Genomic DNA, 25,428 nt, shown 5'->3' on the forward strand with positions numbered 1-25,428 from the left:
TAGTTTTTTTTTAGAATAATTCAGCTTTGAATTGCTTCAAAAAGCGGATATCATTTTCAGTATACAAACGGATATCTCCAATCTGGTAAAGCAGAAGGGCAATTCGCTCAATCCCCATTCCAAATGCATATCCCGAAAACTCTTCAGGATCAATGTTTACATTTTTCAATACGTTAGGATCCACCATTCCGCAACCCATAATTTCTAGCCAACCCGTTCCTTTGGTCATACGGTAATCAGCTTCTGTTTCTAAGCCCCAATATACATCTACTTCTGCAGAAGGCTCGGTGAACGGAAAGAAAGAAGGGCGAAGTCTAATTTCACTTTTCCCAAAAAGTTCTTGTGTAAAATAACTCAAAGTTTGACGTAAATCTGCAAAAGAAACATCTTTATCGATGTACAAACCTTCTATTTGGTGAAACATCATATGCGAACGCGACGAAATAGCTTCATTCCGGTACACCCTACCTGGAGATAAAAATCTTAGTGGCGGACGGTTGTTTTCTAAATGTCTTATCTGTACCGATGATGTGTGCGTACGCAAAACCCAATCCGGATTTTTTTCTATAAAGAAAGTGTCTTGCATATCACGAGCAGGGTGGTGTTGTGGTAAATTAAGTGCCGTAAAGTTGTGCCAATCATCTTCTATTTCTGGCCCTTCAGACAAGGTGAAGCCAATACGCTCGAAAATAGAAATAATTCTATTTTTCACGATATTGATAGGATGACGAGAACCCATCGGGAAAGGTTCGCCAGGTCTAGTAAGGTCCATAGTTAATGCTGTGTCTTGCTCGTTTTGCAAAGTTTCCTTGAGGTCGTTTACTTTTTGGTTTGCAGCATTTTTTAGTTCATTGATAACTTGGCCAAACTCTTTTTTCTGATCATTGGGGACATTTTTGAATTGAGCAAACAAATCATTTAGAATTCCTTTTTTTCCTAAATATTTTATTCTAAATGCTTCTATTTCGGCAGTGTCTTGGGTCTGATAAGCCAAAACTTCTTGGATGTGTTTTTTTATTTGCTCAATCATTTTTTTCTTTCTTTATACGCACAAATTTAAGGGATTCGTTGCTTTATTCAAATAATATTCACGGGATTCTTTATATCCTACCAAAACAAAAAATCCTTAAACTATTTTCGTTCAAGGATTTGTCTTTTACTATAGAAAAGGAGATTACGCAGTCGTTAAACGAACGGTATTGGTAATTCCTTTTTCGAAGGCTGGCATCGCATTTAGATTAATAATATACTCGCCATATTTTACGAATCCACGCTCAATAGCAATGGTGTTGACTTCGATCACTGTTTGGTCGGTGCTTGTATCTCGTGGATCATAATTAATTGCTTTTACACCCCAAAGTAAATTCAGCATTCGGTTGATTCGCTTACTAGGGTTAAACACTAGAATATACGATAACGGACGATGAGAGGAAATCTGGAACGCCGTGTATCCCGAATAGGTCAAGGTTGCAATTACTTTGGCATTGGTTTGTTCTACCATCTTTGCTGCATTGTAACAAACGATGTCTGTTACAAAGCGTTCGTTCTGGATTTTGGGTTGATGTTCTGGGATATTAATATGTTCATCGTCTTCTACAGTCTGAAGTATTTTGGTCATTTTCTCAATCACCTGAACAGGATATTTACCAACAGAAGTTTCGCCCGATAGCATTACCGCATCAGCACCATCAAAAACAGCATTTGCTACGTCACTTACCTCTGCGCGTGTTGGTGTAAGGCTGCTAATCATAGATTCCATCATTTGGGTAGCAACAATAACAGGTTTACGAGCCAATTTCGATTTGTCTATCAAGCGCTTTTGTTCTCTAGGAACTTCTTCAAAAGGAACTTCAACGCCCAAATCTCCACGAGCAACCATCAATCCATCAGAAACTTTCAGAATATCATCTATATTTTGGAGTGCTTCTGGCTTTTCTATTTTACTAATAATCGGAATTTTTAGATTCGAATTTTCTCTGATAAAGGCTTTCAGATCTTCTACATCTTGTGCCGATCGAACAAACGAAAGAGCAAACCAATCGACTCTATTTTCGATAGCAAAAAGCGCATCTTCTTTGTCTTTTTCTGTCAGAGCAGGTAAAGAAATTTTTGTGTTGGGAAGATTTACACCTTTCTTAGAGCGTAATGGTCCACCTTGGATTGTTTTTGCTTTTACAGTATCCACTCCGTTGGTTTCGATGACCGTAAAAATCAATTTTCCATCATCAATCAAAATATTTTCTCCTATCTGCACATCTTGCGCAAACTTGGGATAGGTCATGTATACTTTTTCTGCATTGCCGATTACTTTTTCGTTGGTAAACGTCAAAATATCGCCCGGATTAATCACAAAATCTTCGTGCTCCATTTTCCCGATTCGCAATTTAGGACCTTGTAAATCGGCTAATACTGCAGTGTTGAAACCATGTTCATCGTTGAGTTGATGTATGGTTTCTATCTTTTTTTTCACTTCGTCGTATTCTGCATGCGAAAAGTTGATGCGGAAAACATCCACACCTTTGGTCATCATGTCTAATAAAATTTCTTTCGAGTCGGTTGCTGGTCCTAAAGTTGCGACAATTTTTGTCTTTTTTAGGTATTTGTTTGCATTCATTTTTTTGTATTTTAAAAAATCAAGCGGTCAAGAGTTTTAATTTGGGTTAAATCGAATTGTACAATATTTTGTATAGCGTGACTTAGACCAAAAGGCAAATGTACAGTATGTGCATCAAATTCCCAACCATTAATTTTTAAGATATAGTTATAATTTTTATGTTGAGGTAGTAAATATGGTGCCATATCAAACAACTTGTTCATGTCTTTGGTGTCGGAGTTGAATTCTGGCAACGGTAGGTTTTTTATCAAATGATAGGATCTTTGTTGTAAGGGATCTTCCCATAAAAAAGTTGGATAATAGACCAATAATTCATCGTTGATGTAGATGTCTAAATCATTGGTTCGTGTAAATTGGGTATGTTGCTCTACATTGAGATGATACACCAATTGGAACGGATTGCTAAAGGTCGATATGATACCCAACAATTGAAAATCAATTAAATCATCAAGAAGGATATCGGTCATGATTTACTATTTTTTTCTGAAGTGAATAGTAAGCGCGTTTGGCAGCGTTTTCTTCTGCTTTTTTCTTCGAAGTTCCTCTGCCTTTAGAAATTACTTTTTCATTGAGGCGGACGACAGAAACAAAAACCTGTATATCTTCTGCGTTTTGTTCTTCGAAGGTATTGAAGCGTAAACTATTTTTGGTTTTCTGACTCCATTCTAGTATTAGGCTCTTGTGGCTTGCAATGCGTTGTTCTAGTTTTTCTAAGTCCGTAATATAGGGTGCAATTACGTATCGTGTGATAAATTTTTCGGTTATCAGTAATCCTTGATCAACGTAGATAGCACCAACAAAAGCTTCTAATAAATCGCCATTTACATCTTCGCCCAAATTGGCAAGGTTATTGGCAGGAATTAAAAATTCGGTAAGATGAAGTTTTCTAGAAACTTCATTGAGTTGTCTACGAGAGACAATTTTCGATCTCATTTTGGTCAAATAACCTTCTTGCCGATCGGGGGCACTGTTGTATAAATGTACTGCTGCAGAAGCACCAAGTAATGCATCTCCTAAAAATTCCAAACGTTCGAAATTGACATTCTGTCCTTTGTCGTCTTTTCGCTGTGCAGACCGATGCGTAAATGCTTCCTCGTAGACACGAATATCTTTCGGTTTTACACCAACCAATTGCGTGACAAATTGAACTAAGTCTGGATTTTCACTTTTCGAGTTTGGTTTATCAAGCCATCCGAAAAGTTTTTTTAGAAAAAACATTACTTATACTTCTTAAAAATAACACATGCATTGTGTCCACCAAAACCAAAAGTATTACTCAATGCATACTCTACATTTTTCTCTTTTGCTTTGTTAAAGGTATAATCCATTCGAGGATCTAGATTTTCATCATCCGTAAAATGGTTTATGGTCGGAGGAACTAAACTATTATTGATTGCTCCGATAGTCGAAATCGCCTCAATAATTCCAGCACCACCAAGCAAATGACCAGTCATTGATTTAGTCGAATTTATCTGAATATTGTAAGCATGATCCCCAAATAAAGTTTGGATTGCTTTAGATTCTGCAATATCTCCAAGCGGTGTAGAAGTCCCATGCATATTGATGTGGTTGATTTCTTCTGCTTTAATTTTTGCATCTTCCAAGGCAGCTTTCATCACGTTGAGGGCTCCTTTTCCTTCTGGGTGAGGAGCTGTGATGTGGTGTGCGTCTGCTGTCATTCCACAACCTACTAATTCTGCATAAATGGTTGCTCCTCTTGCTAGGGCATGTTCGTATTCTTCGAGAATGATACATCCTGCACCTTCTCCCATTACAAATCCATCTCGGTCTTTGTCAAAGGGTCTAGAGGCTGTTTTCGGATCATCATTTCTTGTAGATAGGGCATGCATTGCATTGAAACCTCCTATGCTCGACGCTGTTACTGCTGCTTCAGAGCCACCAGTAACGATGGCGTCTGCTTTACCCAAACGTAAAAGCATAAAAGCATCTATAATTGCATTTGTAGAGGAGGCACAAGCCGATACTGTGGTATAGTTTGGCCCCATTAGACCAAATTCCATCGAAATATGACCAGGTGTGATATCTGCTATCATCTTAGGGATAAAGAACGGATTGAAACGTGGTATTCCGTTTCCTGTTGCGAAATTTGATACCTCTTCTTCAAATGTTTTGATACCGCCAATGCCAGAACCCCATATCACGCCGATACGCTCTTTGTTTACATTTGCATCATCTAAGATGCGGCTATGTCCAATAGCTTCTCTTGCAGCTACAATTCCCAATTGGGCACAACGATCAATTTTGCGCGCTTCTTTTCGGTCAAAATGATCTTCAATATTGAAGTTTTTAACCTCACAAGCAAATTGTGTCTTAAAAAGAGTTGCATCAAAAAGCGTAATAGGCGCAGCGCCACTGACACCATTCTTCAACCCTTCCCAGTATTCTTGGTAAGTATTGCCGATTGGTGTTAGAGCGCCGATACCTGTTACTACTACTCTTTTTAATTCCATAAGGAATATTACTTGTTTAAGTCTTCGATATATTTAACCGCTTGACCTACAGTTGAAATTTTTTCAGCTTGATCGTCTGGAATCTGGATATCAAATTCTTTTTCGAACTCCATAATCAACTCAACAGTATCCAACGAATCGGCTCCTAAATCGTTTGTGAAGCTTGATTCTAAAGTTACTTCGCTTTCGTCAACACCTAACTTATCAACGATAATTGCTTTTACTCTTGATGTAATGTCAGACATAATTACTTTTTTTATTTTTGATTTAAACTCTTTGCAAAAATAGGAACTTTTATTAATATCCAATTTATTTTTATTATGCTTGCATAGAAGATTCTATAAAATACTCCCTTTTTAGCATATTTTCTGAATGATATATGTCAAATGTAATCATAAAAAAATAATTCTTATCTTTGAGGATTGATTTTTACGAAAAAATTTCCAAAAAAAACAACATAAAGAATGAGTTTAGATCTTACAGTTTACGGAATAGAAAATGCGAAGATAAACTACCAATTATCAGCAGACGAATTAGAGAAAGAAATGGTGCGTAATGGCCAAGGAGAAGTTACTTCTTCGGGTGCAATCAACATGTTAACAGGTGAATTCACCGGCCGCTCGCCTAAGGATCGTTTCATCGTAAAAGACGAAATTACAGAAAATTCAGTTTGGTGGGATGGGAAAATTAATATTCCATTCGATGCTGAAAAATTTGATCGCTTATACGAAAAAGTCGTAAAACATCTCAGTAACCGAGAAGTATATGTGCGTGATGCGTATGCTTGTGCAGATGATCGTTACAAAACAAAAATTCGTGCAATCACCGAAACTCCAGGAGCAAACTTGTTTATCTACAATATGTTTATCCGACCAACCGAGGAAGAATTACAAAACTTTGGTGAGGCTGATTGGACAATTGTTAACGCACCATCTTTTATGGCAAACCCAGAAGAAGATGGAACAATATCGCATAATTTTTCTATCCTCAATTTCAAACGTAAAATTATCATTAACGGAGGAACTGGTTATACTGGGGAAATGAAAAAGGGGGTATTCTCTGCGCTGAATTTCATCTTACCGGTTGAGAAAAATGTATTGCCAATGCATTGCTCTGCCAATTCGGGAAATGATGGCGATACAGCTTTGTTTTTTGGACTTTCGGGTACAGGAAAAACAACATTATCAGCCGATAAGAATCGTCGTTTAATTGGGGATGACGAGCATGGTTGGACACCTGATGATACGGTTTTCAATTTCGAGGGAGGATGTTATGCTAAAGTAATCAACCTATCGGCCGAAGGAGAGCCTGAAATTTTTGGTGCAATCAAAAAAGGAGCTCTTTTAGAAAATGTGAAATTTGTAGAAGGAAGCAATGTGGTTGATTATACCAATGACGAAATTACCGAAAATACGCGGGTGAGTTATCCGATTGATTATATCGAAAATATAGCGGTGCCATCAGTAGGTAAAAATCCGAAAAATATTTTCTTCTTATCGTTCGATGCATTTGGGGTTTTCCCTCCGATTGCAAAGTTAAACGCACAACAGGCCGCCTATTTGTTTATTTCGGGTTACACATCAAAAGTAGCTGGGACAGAAGCCGGAATTACCGAACCTCAGACAACTTTTTCTAACTGTTTTGGTGCGCCATTTATGCCATTGCACCCGACCAAATATGCGAAGATGTTGAGCGAAAAAGTAGAGAGTAGTAATGTGAATGTTTGGTTGATCAATACAGGATGGAATGGTCAGAAAAAGCGTATGTCTTTAAAAGATACACGCACCGTAATCAATGCTGCGCTGAGTGGTGAATTGGATAATGCAACTTTCCGTCAGGATCCTTTCTTTGGATTCCAAATTCCAGAAAAAGTAGAAGGCGTAGATGCAGAAAAATTAGATCCGGCAACCTCTTTTGATTCTCCGGAAGCTTACGAAAAGAATGCAGTGATTTTGGCTGGGAAATTTAAAGAAAACTTCAAGAAATTCGAAGAGTTTGCAAGTGAAGAATTATTAGCGGGAGGACCGATTATATAAAATCCTACCGAAAAGGTAAAAAAACACCCTGCACAGTAAGTAATGAATAATGTGCAGGGTGTTTACATTTTTAGGTAAAATGCTTTGGTGAGTGCTATATATTCTTCGGTGTAAACATGTCGGTCTTTTTCGATGGTCAAATTTTCGGTTATTGTCGTTCCTTCTTCAAAACTAAACTCTAATAATACACGGATTACAGGAGAATTATTGTGTCCTTTTACAAAGCAAATTTTGTTGCAGAATAAACCGAAAATTTTAGCAACTTCTCGTATATTATCCAAAGAAGAAAACGGTAGGATGAGACACAAGTGTCCATTTTTTTCGAGTAAATCGGATGCTTTTTTGCATAATTGATGAAAGGTGAGATTGTTTTGTTGGCGAGCTGTTTTTCTTTCGGAGTTTTGCATGCGCTTATTTTCTTCGAAATATGGTGGGTTAGAAACAATACAGTCGTATTTTTGGTTAGGTGAAAAAGCAGAAAAATCGTTGAATATAACCGAAACTCTTTCATGGAATTTACTCTCTTGTACATTTCTTTCGGCTTGTTTGTAAGCTGAAGCATCAATCTCGACAGCGTCGATCATTGCAGTAGGGTTTCTCTGTGCCAACATCAGTGCGATGAGTCCCGTTCCGGTACCAACGTCTAAAATTTTTTTTGCATCTGACACTCTAGCCCAAGCACCCAAAAGAACGCCGTCTGTACCAACTTTCATGGCAGTTTGGTCTTGATATATGCAAAATTCTTTGAACCGAAAAGGTTGAGGTTTTTTATTCATCAATCGGGAAGTTTATGATAAAAGTGGTTCCTTTACTTTCTTCGCTCACATAACGAATCAGACCGTTGTAATCTTCGACGATTTTTTTCACCATCGGCAGTCCAATTCCCATTCCGCTATTTTTGGTCGTGAATTTTGGGGTGAAGATTTTATTACCCATTTCTGGTGGAATTCCGTTTCCGTTATCCGAAACTTTTATTAATAATCGATTTACTTTTTTTTCTATTGTTACACGAATTTCTGGCTGTACGTTGGCAGGTACAGCTTGCAAGGCATTTTTCGTAAGGTTGGTGATTATTCGGTTGAGGTAAATTTTATCAATACGATAAAGAATCTCATCATGGCTGCTAGAAAAATGTATATATTGTGAAGGATAGATGCTAAGTGTGTTTTCTATAACTTTTACCATGTCTATAGTTTCGTCTTTTCTGATGGGCATCTTGGCAAAATCCGAAAAGGCTTCTGCAATGGTAGAAATTGTATCAATCTGATCGAGTAATGCTTCTGTTAAATTTCGTGTTTTTTCTTCGAGTCGATCATCGTTTAGATCAAATTTTCGGATATAACTTTGGATCATTAATTTCATTGGTGTCAATGGATTTTTTACCTCATGTGCAACTTGTTTCGCCAAGTCTTTCCATGCTTCTTCTCGTTCTATTTGTGCCAATTGATCCGATTGTTCTTTTAGTTTCTGAAGCATTTCATTGTACGAGTCTACCAATATTTTTATCTCATCATTCCCCGTATAATATAGAGGCTTATTGTTTCCTACGACTTGGGTTTCTCTAATTCTCGCGGCAAAAACACGTAATCTGTTTGTTATCTGACGAGAAATTCGCCAAGAAATCAAACCTCCTACCACAATTACAAATAATAGAACTGCGCCGTATAAACGCAATAGTGCCTCTTTGTCTTCTTGAAGGAAAGATTCGTTGGTATAATAGGGTAAATTGACGATTCCGATCCGTTGTCCTTGGATATTCTTAACGTAAGAAAACGTAGAATATAAGTTGTTTTCTCTGATATTATCACTAGTGTAATCGGTGTAATACTCTTTTTTATTTAATGTTTTTAGGATATTTTCTGGTATGACGAGATATTTCGGTTGTGAAACTTGGGTAGAAAGAATCAAGTTTCCACGGAGGTCATAAATATTGACATCCATTTTACTAATATCTTGGAAGCCTAGTATTTTATCTTCCAGAATTTTTAGGATATCATCTTTTTTTTCGCCGTATGAATTATCAATAATCTCATAATCGATAAGTGCCAAAACGGTTTGCTCTTTTCTTTTTAATAAATCTTCATGATAGCGTTCGGTTTGCTTGTTGTAGTGGTTAGAGGTAATGAGTAGGATAGAGGTGGCGATAACCAAAATTACGCCAAACATACCCAAGAATATGCGTACAGACAACGAGGTTCTCAATGCCTGCTTTTTATTTTGATTCATTAGTTTATATTCGGTATTAATCGTTTGATGTATTTCCCAACAATATCAAATTCAAGATTTAGTTCATCGCCAAGATTCAATTGATGTAGGTTTGTAAACTCCCAAGTGTACGGAATAATTGCTACTGAAAATTCTCCAATTTTACTATTTACAACTGTTAGACTAATTCCGTTGAGACAGATTGATCCTTTTTCTACTGTAACATTTCCACTTTTTTCTTCATCATAGGCAATTGTTAAAAGAAAACTTCCTTGTTGCTCTTCTATGTTGATTAATTGACCTATCTGGTCTACATGTCCTTGCACGATGTGTCCGTCTAAGCGAGCGTTGAGAGGCATACAGCGTTCTAAGTTGACCAAATCATTAATTTGCCAACGTGCAAGATTAGTTTTGGAGAGTGTCTCGTCGATTGCAGTAACTTTATAGAGATTATCTTTAAAATCAACCACTGTTAGACATACGCCATTGTGGGCTACACTTTGATCAATTTTTAGTTCATCTACAAAGGGAGCTTCAATCCAAAAGTGAATATTTTTTTCTTCTTTTTCTATTTTTCTTACATGACCGACTGCCTCTACGATTCCTGTAAACATGCTTTTATAGTATTTTTTTAAATAGTAAATAGTAATTAAGAGAAGTGTATCTCATCTGTAAAAATACGGTATATTTTGGTAGGAATAACAGTAGTTTTGCTAGGAATAAAAAAAACTTCTCAAATTTTTCATGAGAAGTTTTTTTGTGGTGCCTCCAGGAATCGAACCAGGGACACAAGGATTTTCAGTCCTTTGCTCTACCAACTGAGCTAAGGCACCAGTTTCAATTGCGATTGCAAATATAAGCTGATTTTTTGTTTTTCAAAACAATTTTCATCATTTCGTGCCAAAAATTTGTTTTATTTATTGATTATTAAAGGCTTTGATTAGTGCAATTTCTTATGTTCTATGGATTTTGAGGAGTTATTAACAATATTTCTACGTATTAAAATTTTTACATATGCCAACTAATTAGCATATTTGTACCCTGTTTAGATGAAAATTGGTTCTATGAAAAAATGGATTTTCAGTAGCTTATCGTTACTTGCCCTTACTGCAATACAAGCACAAACCCTTTCTACATCCCCCTATTCAGCTTATGGAATCGGGAAAGGCTTGTTTGATAACAACACCGAGCAAGGCGGTATGGGAGATATTTCTACTCTCAACCTCAATCCGTATGGGCAGAGTGCTAATTTCTACAATCCTGCAGCTAACCAATCGTTGCGTATGACGACGTTTAACATAAGTTTACGAGGCGATAATACTCAGTACAAATATAATCAGAACAAAGAGAAATCGGGCACAGCCTATATTTCTAATCTTTCGCTGGCTTTCCCAGTATCACCAAAAAGTAGAGCAGGATTTGGTTACCAGCCTTATTCTACCACAGGGTTCGATGTAATAAAAGTAGATTCTACAAGTACTACTCCGCTCAATGCACAATACCAAGGCGAAGGAGGAATAAATTCGGTACATGCTTTTTACTCTTATAATGTTACTCCTGAAATTTCGGTAGGAGCGCGTGCAAATTTCTTGTTTGGAGATCAGAACAAAAATGAAAAAATTTCGGTTCAGGGAGGAAGTTTAATTACCGATTATGATACCAAAACATCATATTCTGGTTATCAATTTGCAATAGGAACTGTCTATAATAAAAGAATTGGCGATAATCATCGTCTCAATATAGGGGCAACGTATACATTAGGGACAAAAATAAAATCTCAATTCACGTATTACGTTTCCACATATAATTATAACGGGCCAACAATGATTGCCTTGGATACAATTTCGTACATACACAATAAAAATGCAAAAACACAATTGCCAAACGAATTTAGCTTTGCTGCTTCGTATGGGAAAGACCTCAAGTGGAATGTAGCGGCAGAGATAAAATATGCAATGTGGTCTGATTACTCGAATCCGGTGTATGAAAGCAACACATCTTTGACGAGTAATTTACAGTTCAAAGATAGTTATAGGGCTGCATTAGGTGCATATTATATACCGAACTTCAATAGTTATAAAAGTTATTTAGATCGAGTAATTTACCGTGGGGGTATTTATTACGAACGTGGGAATTTCAATCTCAATTATCATCAAATCAACAACTATGGAGCAACCTTAGGGTTTGGTTTACCTGTAGGAAAAACCAATGATGCATCGATGTTGAATATTGCATTAGAATACGGTAAAAAAGGATCAACTAAACATCAATTGGTTCAAGAGAATTACATTGGTTTCCGTTTAGGTTTTGATTTTAATGATATATGGTTTAGAAAACGCGTGATTGATTAATAGACATGTTGATCCATCCAAAAACATATAACAAAAGTAAAGTTGGTTTTCTAATCAGCTTTATTTTTTTCTTTTCTTGCGAAAGGGGTTCATCCAATTTGGGCACACCCAAAAAAGTAGATTTCCCTGATCGTGTACTTTATCAGGCACATATCTTGCACAAAGATTCTGGACGTTTACAGGTTGATATGCGCGCTCCAAAAATAGAAATTTATAGTTTGTTGGATTCACCGTATACATTATTTCCGAAAGGGTTGAATCTAGATTTTTACGAAAAAGGAAAAGCAAAACCTGGTTACTTTCAGGCCAATTGGGCCAAACTGAATGATGCTACCCAAATTTATGAAGGCAAAGGCAATGTCATAGTAGTCAATGAGAAAGGAGATTCGCTGAAAACTGAACATCTTTTTTGGAATAAAATATCGAAAAAGGTGTACACCACCAAAGAGGTTTTCATTATATCAAAGCAAGGCGATTCACTTCATGCCCAGAACGGATTAGAGTCCACAGACGATCTAGAGCGATATACACTCTACAATAACAGAGGCTTTATGTGGATAGATGAAAAAGAAGCACCTTAAAAGAAATTTTCTTATCATCCGTTAGAGAACTGTTTGATATTCCAATGGTTTGTCGTATTTTCGCAACCTATTAAACAAAACAAATAAGTTGTAAAATGGCAGTTTTAGGAGAAATTCGTAGACGTCCGTGGGTTATAATGATTGTAATTGGTGTGGCATTAGTGGCATTTATTACGGGTGATTTGTTCAGTGAGAATTCAGCAATTCGTAAAGTTTTTGCCGGAGATCCAAGTGTTGTTGGTACCGTAAACGGCGAAAAAATTGGGATAGGTGAATACCAAAATGCAATAAATCTTACGACCAATATGTTGCAGGCTCAAGGGCAAAACGTAACGCCAAATCAAGCAGCACAACAAACATGGGCTTCGTTAGTGTCGTCTAAGATTGTTCAGCAAATTGCAGACAATATCGGTTTGAAAGTTTCGGACGAAGAGTTTTGGGATTTCGTAGCACAAAACTTCGGAATGGGCTCTGGCGATGAAGCCAAAAACAATATTGCACAATTAGAACAAGCAGCTTCGGCGAATCCAGAAATGATGCAACAGTACCAAGGTTGGTTGAGCACAGCCAATGCCATTCGTTCTCAGTTAATGTTACAAAAATACTCGAGTTATGTAAAAGCAACGACTCTTGTTACATCAAAAGAAGCAGATATTCAGCAAACATACAATGCCGAAATGGCGACAATCGATTATGCTAAAGTTGATTATGGAACCTTAGAAAAAAAGCTAAATGTAAAGGTTTCGGATGAAGACATCAAAGCATATGTAAAGAAACACCCAAAACAATTTGAGGTTCAGCCGATGGTGAAATTGGCTTATACTTTTTTCCCTGCAAAAGCCACAGCAGCAGACGAACAAGCGGTATTAACTGAGATCAATCGATATAAACAATCACAAATAAAACACGATAAAGAGAATAATATTACCGATACCATTGTTAGTTTTGCACAAGCCAACAATGATTCGATTTATGTTAGTCAAAACTCTGATGATCCTTTCATGTCGAATTATTTTACTAAACAACAATTAGCAAGCTTTCAGTTACCAGAAGATGCTCAATCATTCATCAATTCTGCCACCATTGGTCAAGTAGGAGGGCCTTTCAGAATTGGTAACTCATACCAATTATTCAAATTATCAAAAACAAAAGAAATAAAAGATTCGGTAAAATCTTCTCATATATTGGTTGCTTTCGACGGAAGCCCTGCCGCTCAAGGTGTCAAAAGAAGTAAAGAAGAAGCCAAAAAATTAGCAGAAACGTATTTGGCAGAAGCAAAAGCAAACCCTTCACAGTTTGGTGCTTTGGCAGAAAAGTATTCGGATGATAAAGGTTCAGCAACCCAGAAAGGGAGCATTGGATGGGTCGGACAACAAAATGCTTTGACGCCAGTATACAGATCATTTATTTTCAGTAAACCCGTTGGTACAATTGATTTGGTAGAATCTGAATTTGGGTATCATATCATCCGAGTAGATGAAGCAAAGAATAAAACTGGTTATCAATTTGCACATCTGGTAAAGAAAATAGAGCCATCAAAAGAAACTTCGGATAAAGCGTTCAATGATGCACGTGTGTATGTACAATCGGTAGAGAACAAATCGGTAAAAGACTTCACTACTTTGGCCAAAAATAAAGGATATGATACAAAGGAAACCGAAGGTTTAGAACGTTTTGCAACTATGATTGGAGAGAATTTACCAAACGATCAGGATGATGCTATTTTGGCTTGGGCTTTTGGTAAGAAAACAGATAAGGGAGCAACTAACTTATTTACCACGGCCAACGGTGATTATATTGTGGTTCATTTGATAGATAAGTTCGACAAAGGTTTGGCGCCTGCAAGTATTGCTCGACCATTGGTAGAACCAATCCTAAAGAAACAGTTGATAACAAAAGCAGTAAACGAAAAAATTGGTAACGGAGGTATCAATGCGTTTATGAAATCTTTTGGAGCAGTAAAAACAACTACAAATGTTAATTTTGGAAATGGAGTGATAGCAGATGTTGGAATCGAGCCACGTGTCGTTGGAGCTGCATTTGGTATCAAAGAAAATACTTCTTCGAAAGCTATTCAAGGAAACGAAGGTGTTTATTATATCATCACCAAATCGAAAACTTTACCAAAAGGGCAGAAAGGAGACTCTCTTCTAGAGAATATGAATCGTAGCTTGAAAAATAAAGTTGAGCAAACCTTGATTCAGAGTTTGATAGAAGCTGCCGATATCGTAGACAATCGAGCAAAGTCTATGCGATAAAATCATAAAAAAGAAGAAAATGAACCACGTCAATAGACGTGGTTTTTTTGTAACCATTGCTAAAGAATTTTTTTAGCAAGAAAACCCTGTCTGGTTTATTGGGTTGGTTTAGTGAACGTAATCAGAGTTTCTTCGCAGAAACAAAAGGTTGACAACCGTAGAAACGTACTACTCTATAAATCCATTACAAGCTTTTCCTGTTGTTTTCTAAATTTCTCTAACACTATAGTTGAGAGGTATAGAAAACTTTTTCTTACTAGATGTTTATCAATTTCTCTGTCTATTTGTAGCGTTTATGATGTGTTTTATATTATTCACAGAACTATATTCTTTTGTAGAAGAAAACGAATGTAAAATAAAAATCCTTAAAGCAGTTTCGATGAAATCTCTATAATCACAATATAATATGTTTTTATTCATCTAATTTTATTAGCACGTTTATTTTTAGGAGTTGGTGTACTAATTTTTATAGTAAAAGAAGTCGGACTTTTAATAAAAAAATCCTGAAACATATGTTTCAGGATTTTTAAAGTTATTATTTTTTGAATTTAGATTTCAATTGATGGATGATTTTTCTTAGAAAAGATTTCTCTTTGTCGATATAACCATACCCATATCCATAACCGTATCCATACCCATATCCTTTCTGGAAATCGACATCGTTAACCAAAATTGCCATATTGTTCAATTTTTTCGTTTCAGACATCTCTTTGATGAACGGAAGCATACGCTTGTCTAAATAGTTAGAACGTGCCACATAAAAAGTGATATCGGCATTTTTTGCAATAAGTAAAGTGTCGGTTACTAAAGAAACTGGTGCCGTATCGACCAAAATATAGTCGTACACATTTTTTGCATACTCGATGATTTCATTAAAACGGCCATTCATCAGTAATTCAGATGGATTTGGAGCAATAATTCCAGAATAAATCACATCGAATTTATATGGTGCAGGTTGTGTAATGATAATTTCTTCAGGATTTAGAGAGTTGTCGATTAAAAATTCGGTAATTCCTTTTGCATAACGCACCTGATCTGTAATCCCTAAATAGTCTAAAACTTTTGGCGATCGGATATCGGCACCGATCAGTAATACTTTATTGCCAGACATGGTTAAGACTTGTGCCATATTGGTCGCGACGAATGATTTTCCTTCACCGCTTGTGGTCGATGTAACAAATATTACTTGTCCACGATCTATATTTTGCGGTAATAAGAAATTCATATTTGTGCGTATGATACGGAATGCTTCTGCTAAGCTGCTTCGGTCGTTTAGTTGGATGATGTTGGTATCTGATTGAGGAATTTCTCCCAAAATAGGATTGTCCAACTTGCCTTCGAAATCACTTTTGTCTTTGATTTTATTATCCAATAAAAACTTAATGTATAATATTGCAAATGGTAGCAAACTACCCAAAATCAAAGCTCCTAAATAGATGATGTTTTTCTTTGGAGAAACCGGAATATTCGTACCGTAAGCATGATCGATAATTTTGATATTATCAGGTGTTGCAGCAGATTTTATTTCGGCTTCTTCTCTTTTTTGTAACAAGAAAAGATACAGAGCTTCTACAATTTGTTGTTGACGAGAAATATCTCTAAACCCCCTTTCTTTGGCAGGTAAACGTTTTATTTGAGTATTGATTTGTCCTTGTTTACTCTGTACAGAACCCAAAGCAGTTTGCATATTTCTCCGATAGATTCCTAAACTTTGTCGGATTGTTTGGCGTAATTCTTTGATGCTTTCGTTTAATGGTTGCAACGAGGGGTTTTCATTGGTCATTGATTTCAAGAGATCTTGTTTCTCCATCATCAATTCGTTGTATTTATTAATTTGCGAAGCTATCGTTGCATCTTGTATCCCTACATTCGATGGGAGTAGTTCATTTTTACCCGAATTTACAGCACTGCTTACATAATCGGCAATTTGTAATTGTGTGGTGTATTCTAAAACTTTTTTATCATTATCGGCAGCATTTTGTAAGAAGATATTGGCTTCCGAACTTACATCAGTAATATTGTTTGATGATTTATAGATTTCTAAATCTTTATCTACTGCCTTTAAGTCGTTGGTAACTAGCGCCAAACGATCGTTAATAAATTTGGTTGTTGCTTTGGTAAGGCGATCAGTATCAGAATTGAGGTCATTGTTATATACATCGATAATAGAATTTACAACCAGCTGGGCTCTAGGTTTTAGGTTGTCGACCATACCAAAATTCACCACCATCGATTTTTTGTCGGTGTTCGGTTCTACTTTTATTCGGCTACGGTAATAATTTACCGTACTCATCATCGGCTGAATGTTGATGCGAATAGTATTCCCGATATTTTCTTCGAATTTTTTATTAGGTAAAAGAATGAAACTCTCGAGCTTACTGTTGATTTTTTGCCCGAATTTATAATTCCCGGTTTTTACAATTGTACTCTCTTCAATAGAGAAGTTATTTTTATCAACAATTTTAATGGTCAATGAACCTCGGAAGTTATCATTATAAGCTAAAGTATCATTGAGGAAAGACATTTTTACAGGTGAATCAGCTTCCATGCTTTCTGATTCTTTCACTCGCCCAACATGAAAATATCGCTTGTTGAGGTTATGTTTCTGTACTACTTTAAGCATCAATCTTCTCGATTTTAGTACATCGATCTGATCGGCAACTACGGCATTTGTTCCTTCGCCCAAAAGGCTTGATGCATCCCCAAATGCTGCAAGTTCTGAGGAAACATTTTGTTTTTCGCTCAACAATATTTTTGCATCTACTGCGTATTCTTTGGTTGCATAACGCAAATATATAAAGGCTATCAGTAGAGCAACGATAACGGAAAGGAGAAACCATTTCCAATAATAGAAATACTCTTCTACTGCTTTACGCAAGTTGATCGATTCATCGTTCGAATGATTGAACTCTATTGGGTTATTATTCGTCATTTTTTATCGTGATAAAACAGAAATTACGGAGATTATTACACCAGCTATTGAGATAAATACGGTATAATTCAATACCGATGATTGCATTTTTGTTTTGTTAGGTTCAACGTAAACCACATCATTTTGGGCAAGATAGAATACTGGAGAGTTGAGTGCATCTCGAGAACTAATATCAATACGATGAGTTTCTTTTACACCGTTTTGTTCACGGATAACCATTATGTTTTTTCGTACACCTTGTATGGTTAAATCACCGGCCATACTTAGTGCCTCTAGAATAGAAACACGCTCGTTTGGTAGATTGAAGGTTCCTGGTTTTTGTACTTCACCCATTACACTAACCCGAAAATTGGTATACGTAATACTAACACTTGGGTCTTTGATGTATTGAGAAAAACGAGCTCGCATTGTTTCGATAGCTTGTGATCTAGTAAGTCCGCCCAATTTAACTTTTCCTAGAATAGGATAATCTATATAGCCTTCTTCGTCAACCGTGTACGTAACTTTATATGTTCCGTCTGAACCAGAAGAGGTACGTGCTTGGTAAATGCTGTTTTGGTTAAAAGCTTCTGTAGCTCTCACATCGGCAGCGCTTACTGCAATGGCTAAAATATCATTGGGTTGAATTTTAGGAATCTGTGCCTCATAGATTGCATCGAGTACCTGTTGGTCATCTCCCTGAAAATATACAATGTCTTTTCTGCTTGCACATGAAAAAATGAAAAGTGGCAAGCTGATTAATAGAAACAAATAGGATAACTTATTTTTCATATGGCTGTTTATCTAAGGCTTCGTAAGCAGAGTTTTGTGATATATACTCAGGCACTATACTTTTTATTAATTTTACTAACTCTAGGTTGTCTTTTCGTGTAAAATGATTTTGAGCAAAGGTAATTAATTTATTGATTTTGAATTCCATTTCATCACAATCACAATCCCTTACTTTAGCAATCATTATTTTATCGTGATGCGTTTTAATAGTATTTTCTTTATCGGCTAAAAGTTCTTCATATATTTTTTCTCCAGGGCGCAGTCCCGTTATACGGATATCTATATCGTCTGGGTATTTTAGCCCACTCAAATAAATCATTCTTTTGGCAAGATCCATAATTTTTACCGATTTGCCCATATCAAAAACATATATTTCGCCACCGTTTCCCATTACTGCGGCTTCTAAAACGAGCTGACATGCTTCTGGAATCGTCATGAAAAAACGAGTAATACCTTCATGTGTTACGGTAAGAGGACCTCCTTTTTCGATTTGTCTTTTGAATAAAGGTATAACAGAACCATTAGAACCAAGAACATTCCCAAATCGAGTAACGATAAAATTAGTCGCAGATTTTTTGTTGAGGCAACTTACGTAAATTTCGGCGATACGTTTGGTTGCACCCATTACATTGGTCGGGTTCACAGCTTTGTCGGTAGAAATCATTACAAATTTTTTTACTCCATAAAGAACACTTAGATCTGCAACATTTTTGGTGCCTCGTACATTCGTGTTGACCGACTCAAATGGGTATTGCTCCATTAAAGGAACATGTTTGTAGGCAGCCGCATGAAAGACAATATCGGGTCTGAAACGGATAAAAATTTGCTCCATTCTCTTATAGTCTCTTATATTGCCTATAATAAAATGGGTTTCTTCGCTATTCGTCGTCTTGAATCCTTGCTGAATGTCATACAAAGCAGATTCGGCTACATCGATTAATATTAGTTGTTTGAAGGCTTTCTGTGCAATCTGACGCGCCAACTCGCCGCCTATAGAACCTGCAGCACCGGTTACAACAACTACCTTGCCTACAATTTCTTCATCGATTATAGGATTGTCTAGATTAATTGGTTTTCTTCCAAGTAAATCTTCGATCTTTAGCTTTTTAATTTGCTTTGATGTGTATTTCCCGTCTAACCAGTTGCTGGCAGGTGGAATAATTTTTAGTTTGACAGGTAACTTGTCTAGTTTACGAGTGATTTCGAAAATCTGTTCGTTAGTTATGTTTTGGATCGAGAGAATAATTTCATCTATCCGATGTTGCACAATGAAAGATTCGGTAAGCACATCGGGACTTAGAACATTGATACCATGAATAGTCGTTTTTTGTTTTTTTTTGTTATCGTCAACAAAAGCGAATATTAGGCTTTTTCTATAAGTATCGTTTTGTAGAGCATTGAGTGTTATAATCCCAGAATCCCCAGCACCGTAGATAATTGAGCGTACTTTGTTCGGGGTTTCTAGAACGTACCAACGGTAAAATGTTTTGTACATCGCACGGCAATAAACCATCAATAACGTAGAGATAAATGAGTGGAAAACGATTACAGAAAAAGAAAAACGCGCAAATTGCTTGATCGTTGGGCTATCTACAAAATAGCGTACTATGAAACCTACTGCTAATAAAATTGAACCTGCAACTAAACACGACCATAATACACTTGTAGCATCCTTTAAAGAGGTTTGACGAATGATTCCTCTATATGGTTTGAAGATGAAAAATGCTATCAGGTATACAAGTAAAATCAAAGGAAGCCTATCAATCATTCTCTCAAGATCGAATTGATCTTGGAAACTATTGAATATAAAATTAGTTACCATATAAGACAATGCAACGATTGTCAGGTCTATAAGTAAAACTAAACTCCTAGGAGTTTCTTTTTTTAAACGTTGTTTTATTATCCTCATATTACTATAAAGAGCAGATTACGCAAAAAAATCGAGGATTGCGTTTTTAATTCGTACTAAATCAGCTTCACTTAAATTAGATCCTGATGGTAAACATAATCCTCTTGAGAAAATGTCTTCTGCAATTGTTGTACCATAGTAAGGATACATTTCGAAAACTGGTTGTAGATGCATTGGTTTCCAAATAGGTCTACTTTCTATATTTTCTTTTTCTAATGCTAAGCGTAATTGTTCTGCAGTTTTTCCGTTGGTTTTTTCACTGTCTATAGTGATGGCTGATAACCAGTGGTTTGAAAAATAATCTGATGAGGGTTCATCGAAAACCTTTACCCCTTCGATTGTAGAAAAAATTTCTTTATAGAATTGGTGAATAGCTCTTCTTTTAGCGATATGGTCTTCTAAGACAAGCATTTGTCCACGACCAATTCCTGCACTAATGTTACTCATTCGATAGTTGTAACCAATCTGCGAATGTTGGTAATGCGGAGCTGCATCACGTGCTTGTGTAGACAAGAAAACAGCTTGTTGTTTTTCTTTTTCAGAATGTGCAACTAGTGCTCCTCCTCCCGATGTTGTAATGATTTTATTTCCATTGAAAGATAACGCAGCTAAATGTCCGAATGTCCCACAATGTCTCCCTTTGTAGGTACTGCCTAAAGCTTCGGCAGCATCCTCGAGTATAGGAATTGCATACTGGTCGGCAATTTTTTGTATTTCTTCTATTTTATACGGCATACCATACAAGTGTACTGGTATGATAGCTTTTGGTTTTTTTCCTTTATCCAAGCGGTCTTGGATTGCTCTTTCTAGAGCAATTGGGCACATATTCCAAGTGTCAGGTTCAGAATCTATAAATATAGGGGTTGCTCCTTGGTAGCGGATTGGGTTGGCTGATGCAGAGAAAGTAAGAGACTGGCAAATTACTTCATCGTCTGCTTTTACTCCTAGAATAATCAAACCTAGATGCAATGCAGCTGTTCCTGCAGAAAGTGCAGCAACGTATACATCATCGTTAAGAAATTTTGTCAAATCATCCTCGAATCCGTTTACATTCGGGCCTAGTGGCGCCACCCAGTTTTGGTCAAACGCTTCGTGAATAAAATCCAATTCCCTTCCTCCCATATGAGGAGAAGATAGCCATATTTTATCTTTCATTTTTATGAATAGTTTAGCATGCAAATTTAATTTATTTTTCTATTCTCAAAAATAGATTAAGTCATTTAACCTTTAATTATTATTAAAAGCTTTTAAGGTGGTTATAAATTAGCAGCTATCAAACAAGGTATTTCTCAGAAAGATAGCTAAGAAAAAAAGGTTTCTATTTTTATTACATTTTGTGAATAATAGGAAGATGATTCATCCGAAGAAAAACATTTATCAATGTAATAACATCCTTTTCGCAATAGTTTTTTATACGATCAAGATTTTTTTCTTCATAATATATTTGTGCTACTTGCGATCCGTCTATATCATCTTTGGGTGATTCTATTCCTAAAATATGTGCCAATAAATCTAGAGAAGTGTAGTGTTTATAATCGCCAAATTTCCATAAATCTAGCGTGTCGAGCAGTGTAATTTCCCAAGGTTTTTTTCCTTGTATTTGTAAAAGCTTTGGGATTGGTATTTGATGAATAATCAAACGACGTGCAATATACGGGAAGTCAAATTCTTTACCATTATGTGCACAAAGTAAATGATCGCTTTTAGAGTAATTTTCGTGTAGTAATTGACAGAAATCTTGCAAAATCTTTTCTTCATGATGCCCATAAAAACTCTTTACACGGATCTCGCCCTGATGAACAAGCCCACAAGAAATGCAAATAATTTTACCGAACTCGGCCAAAATACCAGCATGGTGAGCATAAAACTTTTCTGCAGAGAGCTCTTGTCGCTGATGCATTGTTTTTTTATCCCACAAAATTTGGGTACGCTCGTCCAAATCATTCCAATCCTTGGCCTGAGGAACGGTCTCGATATCGATGAAAAGTATTTTTTGAAGGGTAGAACTATTCATTAGGTAAGATTTTTTGATTCATTTTCAATACCTCATCAACAAGATAATAAATATCCAAATCTTTCAATACTCCTCGATTATGTGGGCGAGTATCTTTTTCTTTTCCTAATCGTACAATAACTAAGTTCTCAGAAGGAATCATGATTACGCGTTGGCCCAAGTGCCCCAGCATTGCATAAAACGGAGTGGAGTGTTGTAGATCTGTCCAGATAGAATAGCCATAGATAACGGGCTCGTTTTTGTCAAAGGCTTGTGTATTGGGAGTAATCATTTTTTCTACAAAGTCTGAAGCAAGAATTTGTTTTCCGTTCCATTGTCCTTTATTCAAAAGTAATTGACCTAACTTTGCAAAGTCTTTGGCCGTAGCATTGTAGCAACAAAAAGCTTTTTCCATTCCGTCTTTTCGATCTTTCGACCAATATGCATCTTGCTCCATGCCCATGGGTTTCCAAAAATTATCACTAAAATATTGAGAAAGAGACTTGCCAGTTGCACGCTCCAAAACAATGGCTAGTAATTGAGTGTCACCCGAAAGATACTCGAAATGTCCACCCGGTGCTTTCTTGAATGTATTACTCAGCATTTGCTTTTTTATATCGTCACCATAATAAGATTTTGCCGTCGGATTGAGTGGGAAATAATAATCCTCTTCCCACTCGAAACCAGAAGTCATACGAGATAAGTCGCCTACGGTGCAATATTTCCCGAATTTATCTTTCTCGAATTCGGGTAAGAAATCGATAATTTTTTGATCCAAACTTTTGATAAAGCCTTGTTCTATAGCTTTGCCCAATAACATGGTTGTGATGCTTTTGGCCATCGAAAAAGAGTTGGTAATGCTTTTATCATTGTACGGGTCGTAATACTTTTCGATCAATAATTGATTGTCTTTTATTACAACAAATGAAGCCGTCTTGAACTGTACCAATTCTTTTTGTAGTGTGTCAGTAATTTCGATTTGGTTGTATTGCGGATGTTTGGTCCAAGGTTGCGGATGCCCTGTAAGAACCAAGTTATTATCAAAGTCTTTATAATCGTCTATATTAGCGGTTTTATGTCCTTTGAGATAAGTTAGGCGTGCCCCGCGGATAATATAGTCGTTTCCGGTAGCAAAAAGCAGTAATATAAAGATGCAGCAAACGGCAATACAAATTTTTATTAACTTCCAAATAATCTTCATGATAACGATATTGGATTTTAAGAATGAAGAGTTTAGTTTACCGAAAGATAAGAATATTAATATAAAAATATGTTAAAGTACAAGGTGTATTCTCTATAGTTGATAGAATATTTTGTATCTTTAGTAACAAATTAAAGAACAAATAAAAATAAAAATTATGTCATTTGAATTAAAAAAACTTCCTTATGCATTTGATGCATTAGAACCTTATATCGACGCCAAAACCATGGAGATTCACCATGATAAGCATCATGCTGCCTATACTAATAATCTAAATGCAGCTATTGAAGGGACAGATTTGGCAAACGCTACAATCGAAGAAATTTTGGCAAAAGGAACCGACAAGCCTGCTGTACGTAACAATGGAGGCGGCTTCTACAATCACAATTTATTTTGGGATATTATGACGCCAGGAGGAAGCAAACAGCCCGTAGGGAATGTGGCCAAAGCAATCGATGAAGCATTTGGTTCTTTTGACGCTTTCAAAGATGAATTTTCTAAGGCTGCTGCAACTCGTTTCGGTTCTGGTTGGGCTTGGTTAGTGAAAAAAGATGGTAAGGTGGTTGTAAGCTCAACACCAAATCAAGACAATCCTTTGATGCCGGTTGCAGATGTTCAGGGCTTCCCTATTTTGGGTATTGATGTATGGGAGCATGCATATTATTTGAAATATCAAAACAAAAGACCAGATTATATCGAAGCTTTTTTCAGTGTAATCAATTGGGATAAAGTAGAAGAATTATTTAATAATAATTAATTATTATTTTTTTTCATAGAATTTCATAGAAAGACTTGGCTTATTGCCAAGTCTTTTTTTATTTTTGGTTTACTTGGTTCTAGGAGTGTATTTCATCCTATCGAAAAAGAAAAAGTATGGGGATTATTATTTTAGAAAATATAAAAATCTATGCTAACCACGGATGCTTAGATGAAGAAGCAAGAATTGGCTCTGATTATTTGATTGATCTTGAGGTGGAAGGTGATTTTACCAAAGCAAGTGAGTCTGATGAGTTGGTGGATGCGTTGGATTATGTGCAGCTTAACCAAATCGTAAAAGAGGAGGTAGGACAGCGCTCGAAGTTATTAGAACATGTGGCACATAGAATTTTAGAGCGCATTGGGAACGAGTTGATTGCGGCAAAATGGGCAAAGGTAAAGTTATCCAAACTCAATCCGCCGATTGGTGGACATGTAGAAAAAGTGAGTGTAGTGATGGAAAAAAAGTACGAATAGTTGCCTTTTCTAAATAATTGCTTATATTTGCAATCCGAAATGATATGGTTCCTTGACCGAGAGGCTAGGTAGCGGTCTGCAAAACCGTCCACAGCGGTTCGAATCCGCTAGGAACCTCCAACTAAAAAGTCAATCATCTGCATAGGTGATTGGCTTTTTTATTTCTAGCCTTTACCTACGTAGATACAATATTTTCAGTTCACCCAACTAAAGCTAAAACCCAGTATATAATAATAAAGGAATCGTTGAGTTAAGCAAAAGTTTGGGAAATACAGGTCTACATCCTATTATTAGCCAATAAAAAAATTAATTATGGAAGTATTTGTAGAGGTTGTGAAAACATGAGTTTTCATTGTTTTTTTTAACGTTTATCCTTAAAAAACTTTTGTATTAGTTCGGTACTTTCTTTGGCCAATACACCTTCTGTAATTTGGGTTTTGGGATGAAGTTTTACAAGTTGCGAGCGGAAACCTCTTTTCTCATCTGATGCACCAATAACTATTCTCGAAATCTGACTCCAATACAGAGCTCCCGCACACATTACACAAGGCTCTAGGGTTACATAGAGCGTACAATCTTTCAGGTATTTACCTCCCAAGTAATTCGCTGCTGACGTAATTGCTTGCATTTCTGCATGTGCGGTAACATCGGTTAGGGTTTCGGTGAGATTGTGTGTTTTAGCTATGATTTTATTCTGACTGACAATCAAAGCACCAACCGGAATTTCATCTCGATCAAAAGCTACTTGTGCTTCTTGTAAAGCTTTCCGCATAAAATATTCATCCGAAAAAATATTTTCCATCACATTATTTACTTCGGTCGAATGTACAACTTTCTTTACGAAATGTTATTTTTTTTATGATGATAAAGCTT

At 36.3% G+C, this 25,428-nt stretch carries 22 protein-coding genes and 2 tRNA genes; 7 read left to right on the forward strand and 17 right to left on the reverse strand.

Going from position 1 to position 25,428, the window contains the following annotated elements:
• Positions 1-10: 10 nt before the first annotated feature.
• The 6 genes from pheS to WEEVI_RS05525 form a co-directional block, all read right to left on the reverse strand.
• Positions 11-1,030, reverse strand: coding sequence for a phenylalanine--tRNA ligase subunit alpha (gene pheS, locus WEEVI_RS05500; protein ID WP_013598166.1), 1,020 nt, complete (start codon positions 1,028-1,030; stop codon positions 11-13).
• Positions 1,031-1,174: 144 nt separating this feature from the next.
• Positions 1,175-2,614, reverse strand: coding sequence for a pyruvate kinase (gene pyk / locus WEEVI_RS05505; protein WP_013598167.1), 1,440 nt, complete (start codon positions 2,612-2,614; stop codon positions 1,175-1,177).
• An 11-nt stretch (positions 2,615-2,625) separates the two neighbouring features.
• Positions 2,626-3,081 carry an IPExxxVDY family protein gene (locus tag WEEVI_RS05510; protein ID WP_013598168.1) on the reverse strand — a complete coding sequence of 152 codons (456 nt, stop codon included), beginning with the start codon at positions 3,079-3,081 and terminating at the stop codon, positions 2,626-2,628.
• Positions 3,062-3,832, reverse strand: a complete 771-nt coding sequence (rnc, locus tag WEEVI_RS05515) for a ribonuclease III (RefSeq protein WP_013598169.1) — start codon at positions 3,830-3,832, stop codon at positions 3,062-3,064. The genes WEEVI_RS05510 and rnc overlap by 20 nt, the downstream gene beginning before the upstream one ends.
• Entirely contained in the window at positions 3,832-5,085 is a 1,254-nt protein-coding gene (gene fabF / locus WEEVI_RS05520; RefSeq protein WP_013598170.1) for a beta-ketoacyl-ACP synthase II, read from the reverse strand. Before fabF ends, rnc begins: the two co-directional genes overlap by 1 nt.
• Before the next feature lie 8 nt (positions 5,086-5,093).
• Complete coding sequence (locus WEEVI_RS05525; RefSeq protein ID WP_013598171.1) at positions 5,094-5,330, reverse strand: acyl carrier protein; 237 nt, start codon at positions 5,328-5,330, stop codon at positions 5,094-5,096.
• A 219-nt stretch (positions 5,331-5,549) separates the two neighbouring features.
• On the opposite strand from WEEVI_RS05525, the gene pckA reads away from it, so the two are divergent.
• Positions 5,550-7,121: a phosphoenolpyruvate carboxykinase (ATP) gene (gene pckA, locus WEEVI_RS05530; protein ID WP_013598172.1), complete on the forward strand. Its 1,572-nt coding sequence runs from the start codon at positions 5,550-5,552 to the stop codon at positions 7,119-7,121.
• 62 nt (positions 7,122-7,183) lie between these two features.
• On the opposite strand, the gene WEEVI_RS05535 is transcribed toward pckA, so the two are convergent.
• The 4 genes from WEEVI_RS05535 to WEEVI_RS05550 all read right to left on the reverse strand — a co-directional run bounded on the left by WEEVI_RS05535 (position 7,184) and on the right by WEEVI_RS05550 (position 10,159).
• Positions 7,184-7,897 carry a tRNA1(Val) (adenine(37)-N6)-methyltransferase gene (locus WEEVI_RS05535; protein ID WP_013598173.1) on the reverse strand — a complete coding sequence of 238 codons (714 nt, stop codon included), beginning with the start codon at positions 7,895-7,897 and terminating at the stop codon, positions 7,184-7,186.
• Positions 7,890-9,347, reverse strand: a complete 1,458-nt coding sequence (locus tag WEEVI_RS05540) for a sensor histidine kinase (RefSeq protein ID WP_013598174.1) — start codon at positions 9,345-9,347, stop codon at positions 7,890-7,892. Before WEEVI_RS05540 ends, WEEVI_RS05535 begins: the two co-directional genes overlap by 8 nt.
• On the reverse strand, positions 9,347-9,940 hold the full coding sequence (locus WEEVI_RS05545; protein ID WP_013598175.1) for a riboflavin synthase: 594 nt from the start codon (positions 9,938-9,940) through the stop codon (positions 9,347-9,349). The genes WEEVI_RS05540 and WEEVI_RS05545 overlap by 1 nt, the downstream gene beginning before the upstream one ends.
• Before the next feature lie 146 nt (positions 9,941-10,086).
• Positions 10,087-10,159 (reverse strand) — tRNA-Phe (locus WEEVI_RS05550).
• A 231-nt stretch (positions 10,160-10,390) separates the two neighbouring features.
• On the opposite strand from WEEVI_RS05550, the gene bamG reads away from it, so the two are divergent.
• The 3 genes from bamG (at position 10,391) to WEEVI_RS05565 (ending at position 14,516) form a co-directional block, all read left to right on the forward strand.
• Complete coding sequence (bamG, locus tag WEEVI_RS05555; protein WP_013598176.1) at positions 10,391-11,677, forward strand: BamG family beta-barrel-assembly machinery protein; 1,287 nt, start codon at positions 10,391-10,393, stop codon at positions 11,675-11,677.
• A gap of 98 nt (positions 11,678-11,775) precedes the next feature.
• On the forward strand, positions 11,776-12,258 hold the full coding sequence (gene lptC, locus WEEVI_RS05560) for an LPS export ABC transporter periplasmic protein LptC (RefSeq protein ID WP_232013423.1): 483 nt from the start codon (positions 11,776-11,778) through the stop codon (positions 12,256-12,258).
• 95 nt (positions 12,259-12,353) lie between these two features.
• Positions 12,354-14,516, forward strand: coding sequence for a SurA N-terminal domain-containing protein (locus tag WEEVI_RS05565; protein ID WP_013598178.1), 2,163 nt, complete (start codon positions 12,354-12,356; stop codon positions 14,514-14,516).
• 535 nt (positions 14,517-15,051) lie between these two features.
• Here the strand turns inward: WEEVI_RS05565 and WEEVI_RS05570 are convergent.
• The 6 genes from WEEVI_RS05570 to WEEVI_RS05595 all read right to left on the reverse strand — a co-directional run bounded on the left by WEEVI_RS05570 (position 15,052) and on the right by WEEVI_RS05595 (position 23,322).
• On the reverse strand, positions 15,052-17,448 hold the full coding sequence (locus WEEVI_RS05570) for a GumC family protein (RefSeq protein ID WP_013598180.1): 2,397 nt from the start codon (positions 17,446-17,448) through the stop codon (positions 15,052-15,054).
• A 3-nt stretch (positions 17,449-17,451) separates the two neighbouring features.
• A complete protein-coding gene (locus WEEVI_RS05575) occupies positions 17,452-18,219 on the reverse strand; it encodes a polysaccharide biosynthesis/export family protein (RefSeq protein ID WP_013598181.1) in 768 nt (255 codons plus the stop codon).
• Positions 18,209-20,128, reverse strand: coding sequence for a polysaccharide biosynthesis protein (locus tag WEEVI_RS05580; RefSeq protein WP_013598182.1), 1,920 nt, complete (start codon positions 20,126-20,128; stop codon positions 18,209-18,211). The genes WEEVI_RS05575 and WEEVI_RS05580 overlap by 11 nt, the downstream gene beginning before the upstream one ends.
• An 18-nt stretch (positions 20,129-20,146) precedes the next feature.
• A complete protein-coding gene (locus tag WEEVI_RS05585; protein WP_013598183.1) occupies positions 20,147-21,283 on the reverse strand; it encodes an aminotransferase class I/II-fold pyridoxal phosphate-dependent enzyme in 1,137 nt (378 codons plus the stop codon).
• 172 nt (positions 21,284-21,455) lie between these two features.
• The gene (locus WEEVI_RS05590) at positions 21,456-22,142 is read right to left on the reverse strand and encodes a 3'-5' exonuclease (RefSeq protein WP_013598184.1); all 687 of its coding nucleotides are present in this window, start codon (positions 22,140-22,142) and stop codon (positions 21,456-21,458) included.
• Positions 22,135-23,322, reverse strand: coding sequence for a serine hydrolase domain-containing protein (locus WEEVI_RS05595; protein ID WP_013598185.1), 1,188 nt, complete (start codon positions 23,320-23,322; stop codon positions 22,135-22,137). The genes WEEVI_RS05590 and WEEVI_RS05595 overlap by 8 nt, the downstream gene beginning before the upstream one ends.
• 157 nt (positions 23,323-23,479) lie before the next feature.
• Between WEEVI_RS05595 and WEEVI_RS05600 the strand changes: the two genes are divergently transcribed.
• The 3 genes from WEEVI_RS05600 (at position 23,480) to WEEVI_RS05610 (ending at position 24,675) form a co-directional block, all read left to right on the forward strand.
• A complete protein-coding gene (locus WEEVI_RS05600) occupies positions 23,480-24,079 on the forward strand; it encodes a superoxide dismutase (RefSeq protein ID WP_013598186.1) in 600 nt (199 codons plus the stop codon).
• 116 nt (positions 24,080-24,195) lie between these two features.
• A complete protein-coding gene (gene folB / locus WEEVI_RS05605; protein WP_013598187.1) occupies positions 24,196-24,555 on the forward strand; it encodes a dihydroneopterin aldolase in 360 nt (119 codons plus the stop codon).
• A 46-nt stretch (positions 24,556-24,601) separates the two neighbouring features.
• Positions 24,602-24,675, forward strand: a tRNA-Cys gene (locus WEEVI_RS05610).
• 241 nt (positions 24,676-24,916) lie between these two features.
• Here the strand turns inward: WEEVI_RS05610 and WEEVI_RS05615 are convergent.
• Positions 24,917-25,357 (reverse strand): nucleoside deaminase, encoded by a 441-nt coding sequence (locus tag WEEVI_RS05615; RefSeq protein WP_013598188.1) that lies wholly within the window; start codon positions 25,355-25,357, stop codon positions 24,917-24,919.
• Between the last annotated feature and the right edge of the window lie 71 nt (positions 25,358-25,428).

Source organism: Weeksella virosa DSM 16922 (assembly GCF_000189415.1).
Classification (GTDB): domain Bacteria; phylum Bacteroidota; class Bacteroidia; order Flavobacteriales; family Weeksellaceae; genus Weeksella; species Weeksella virosa.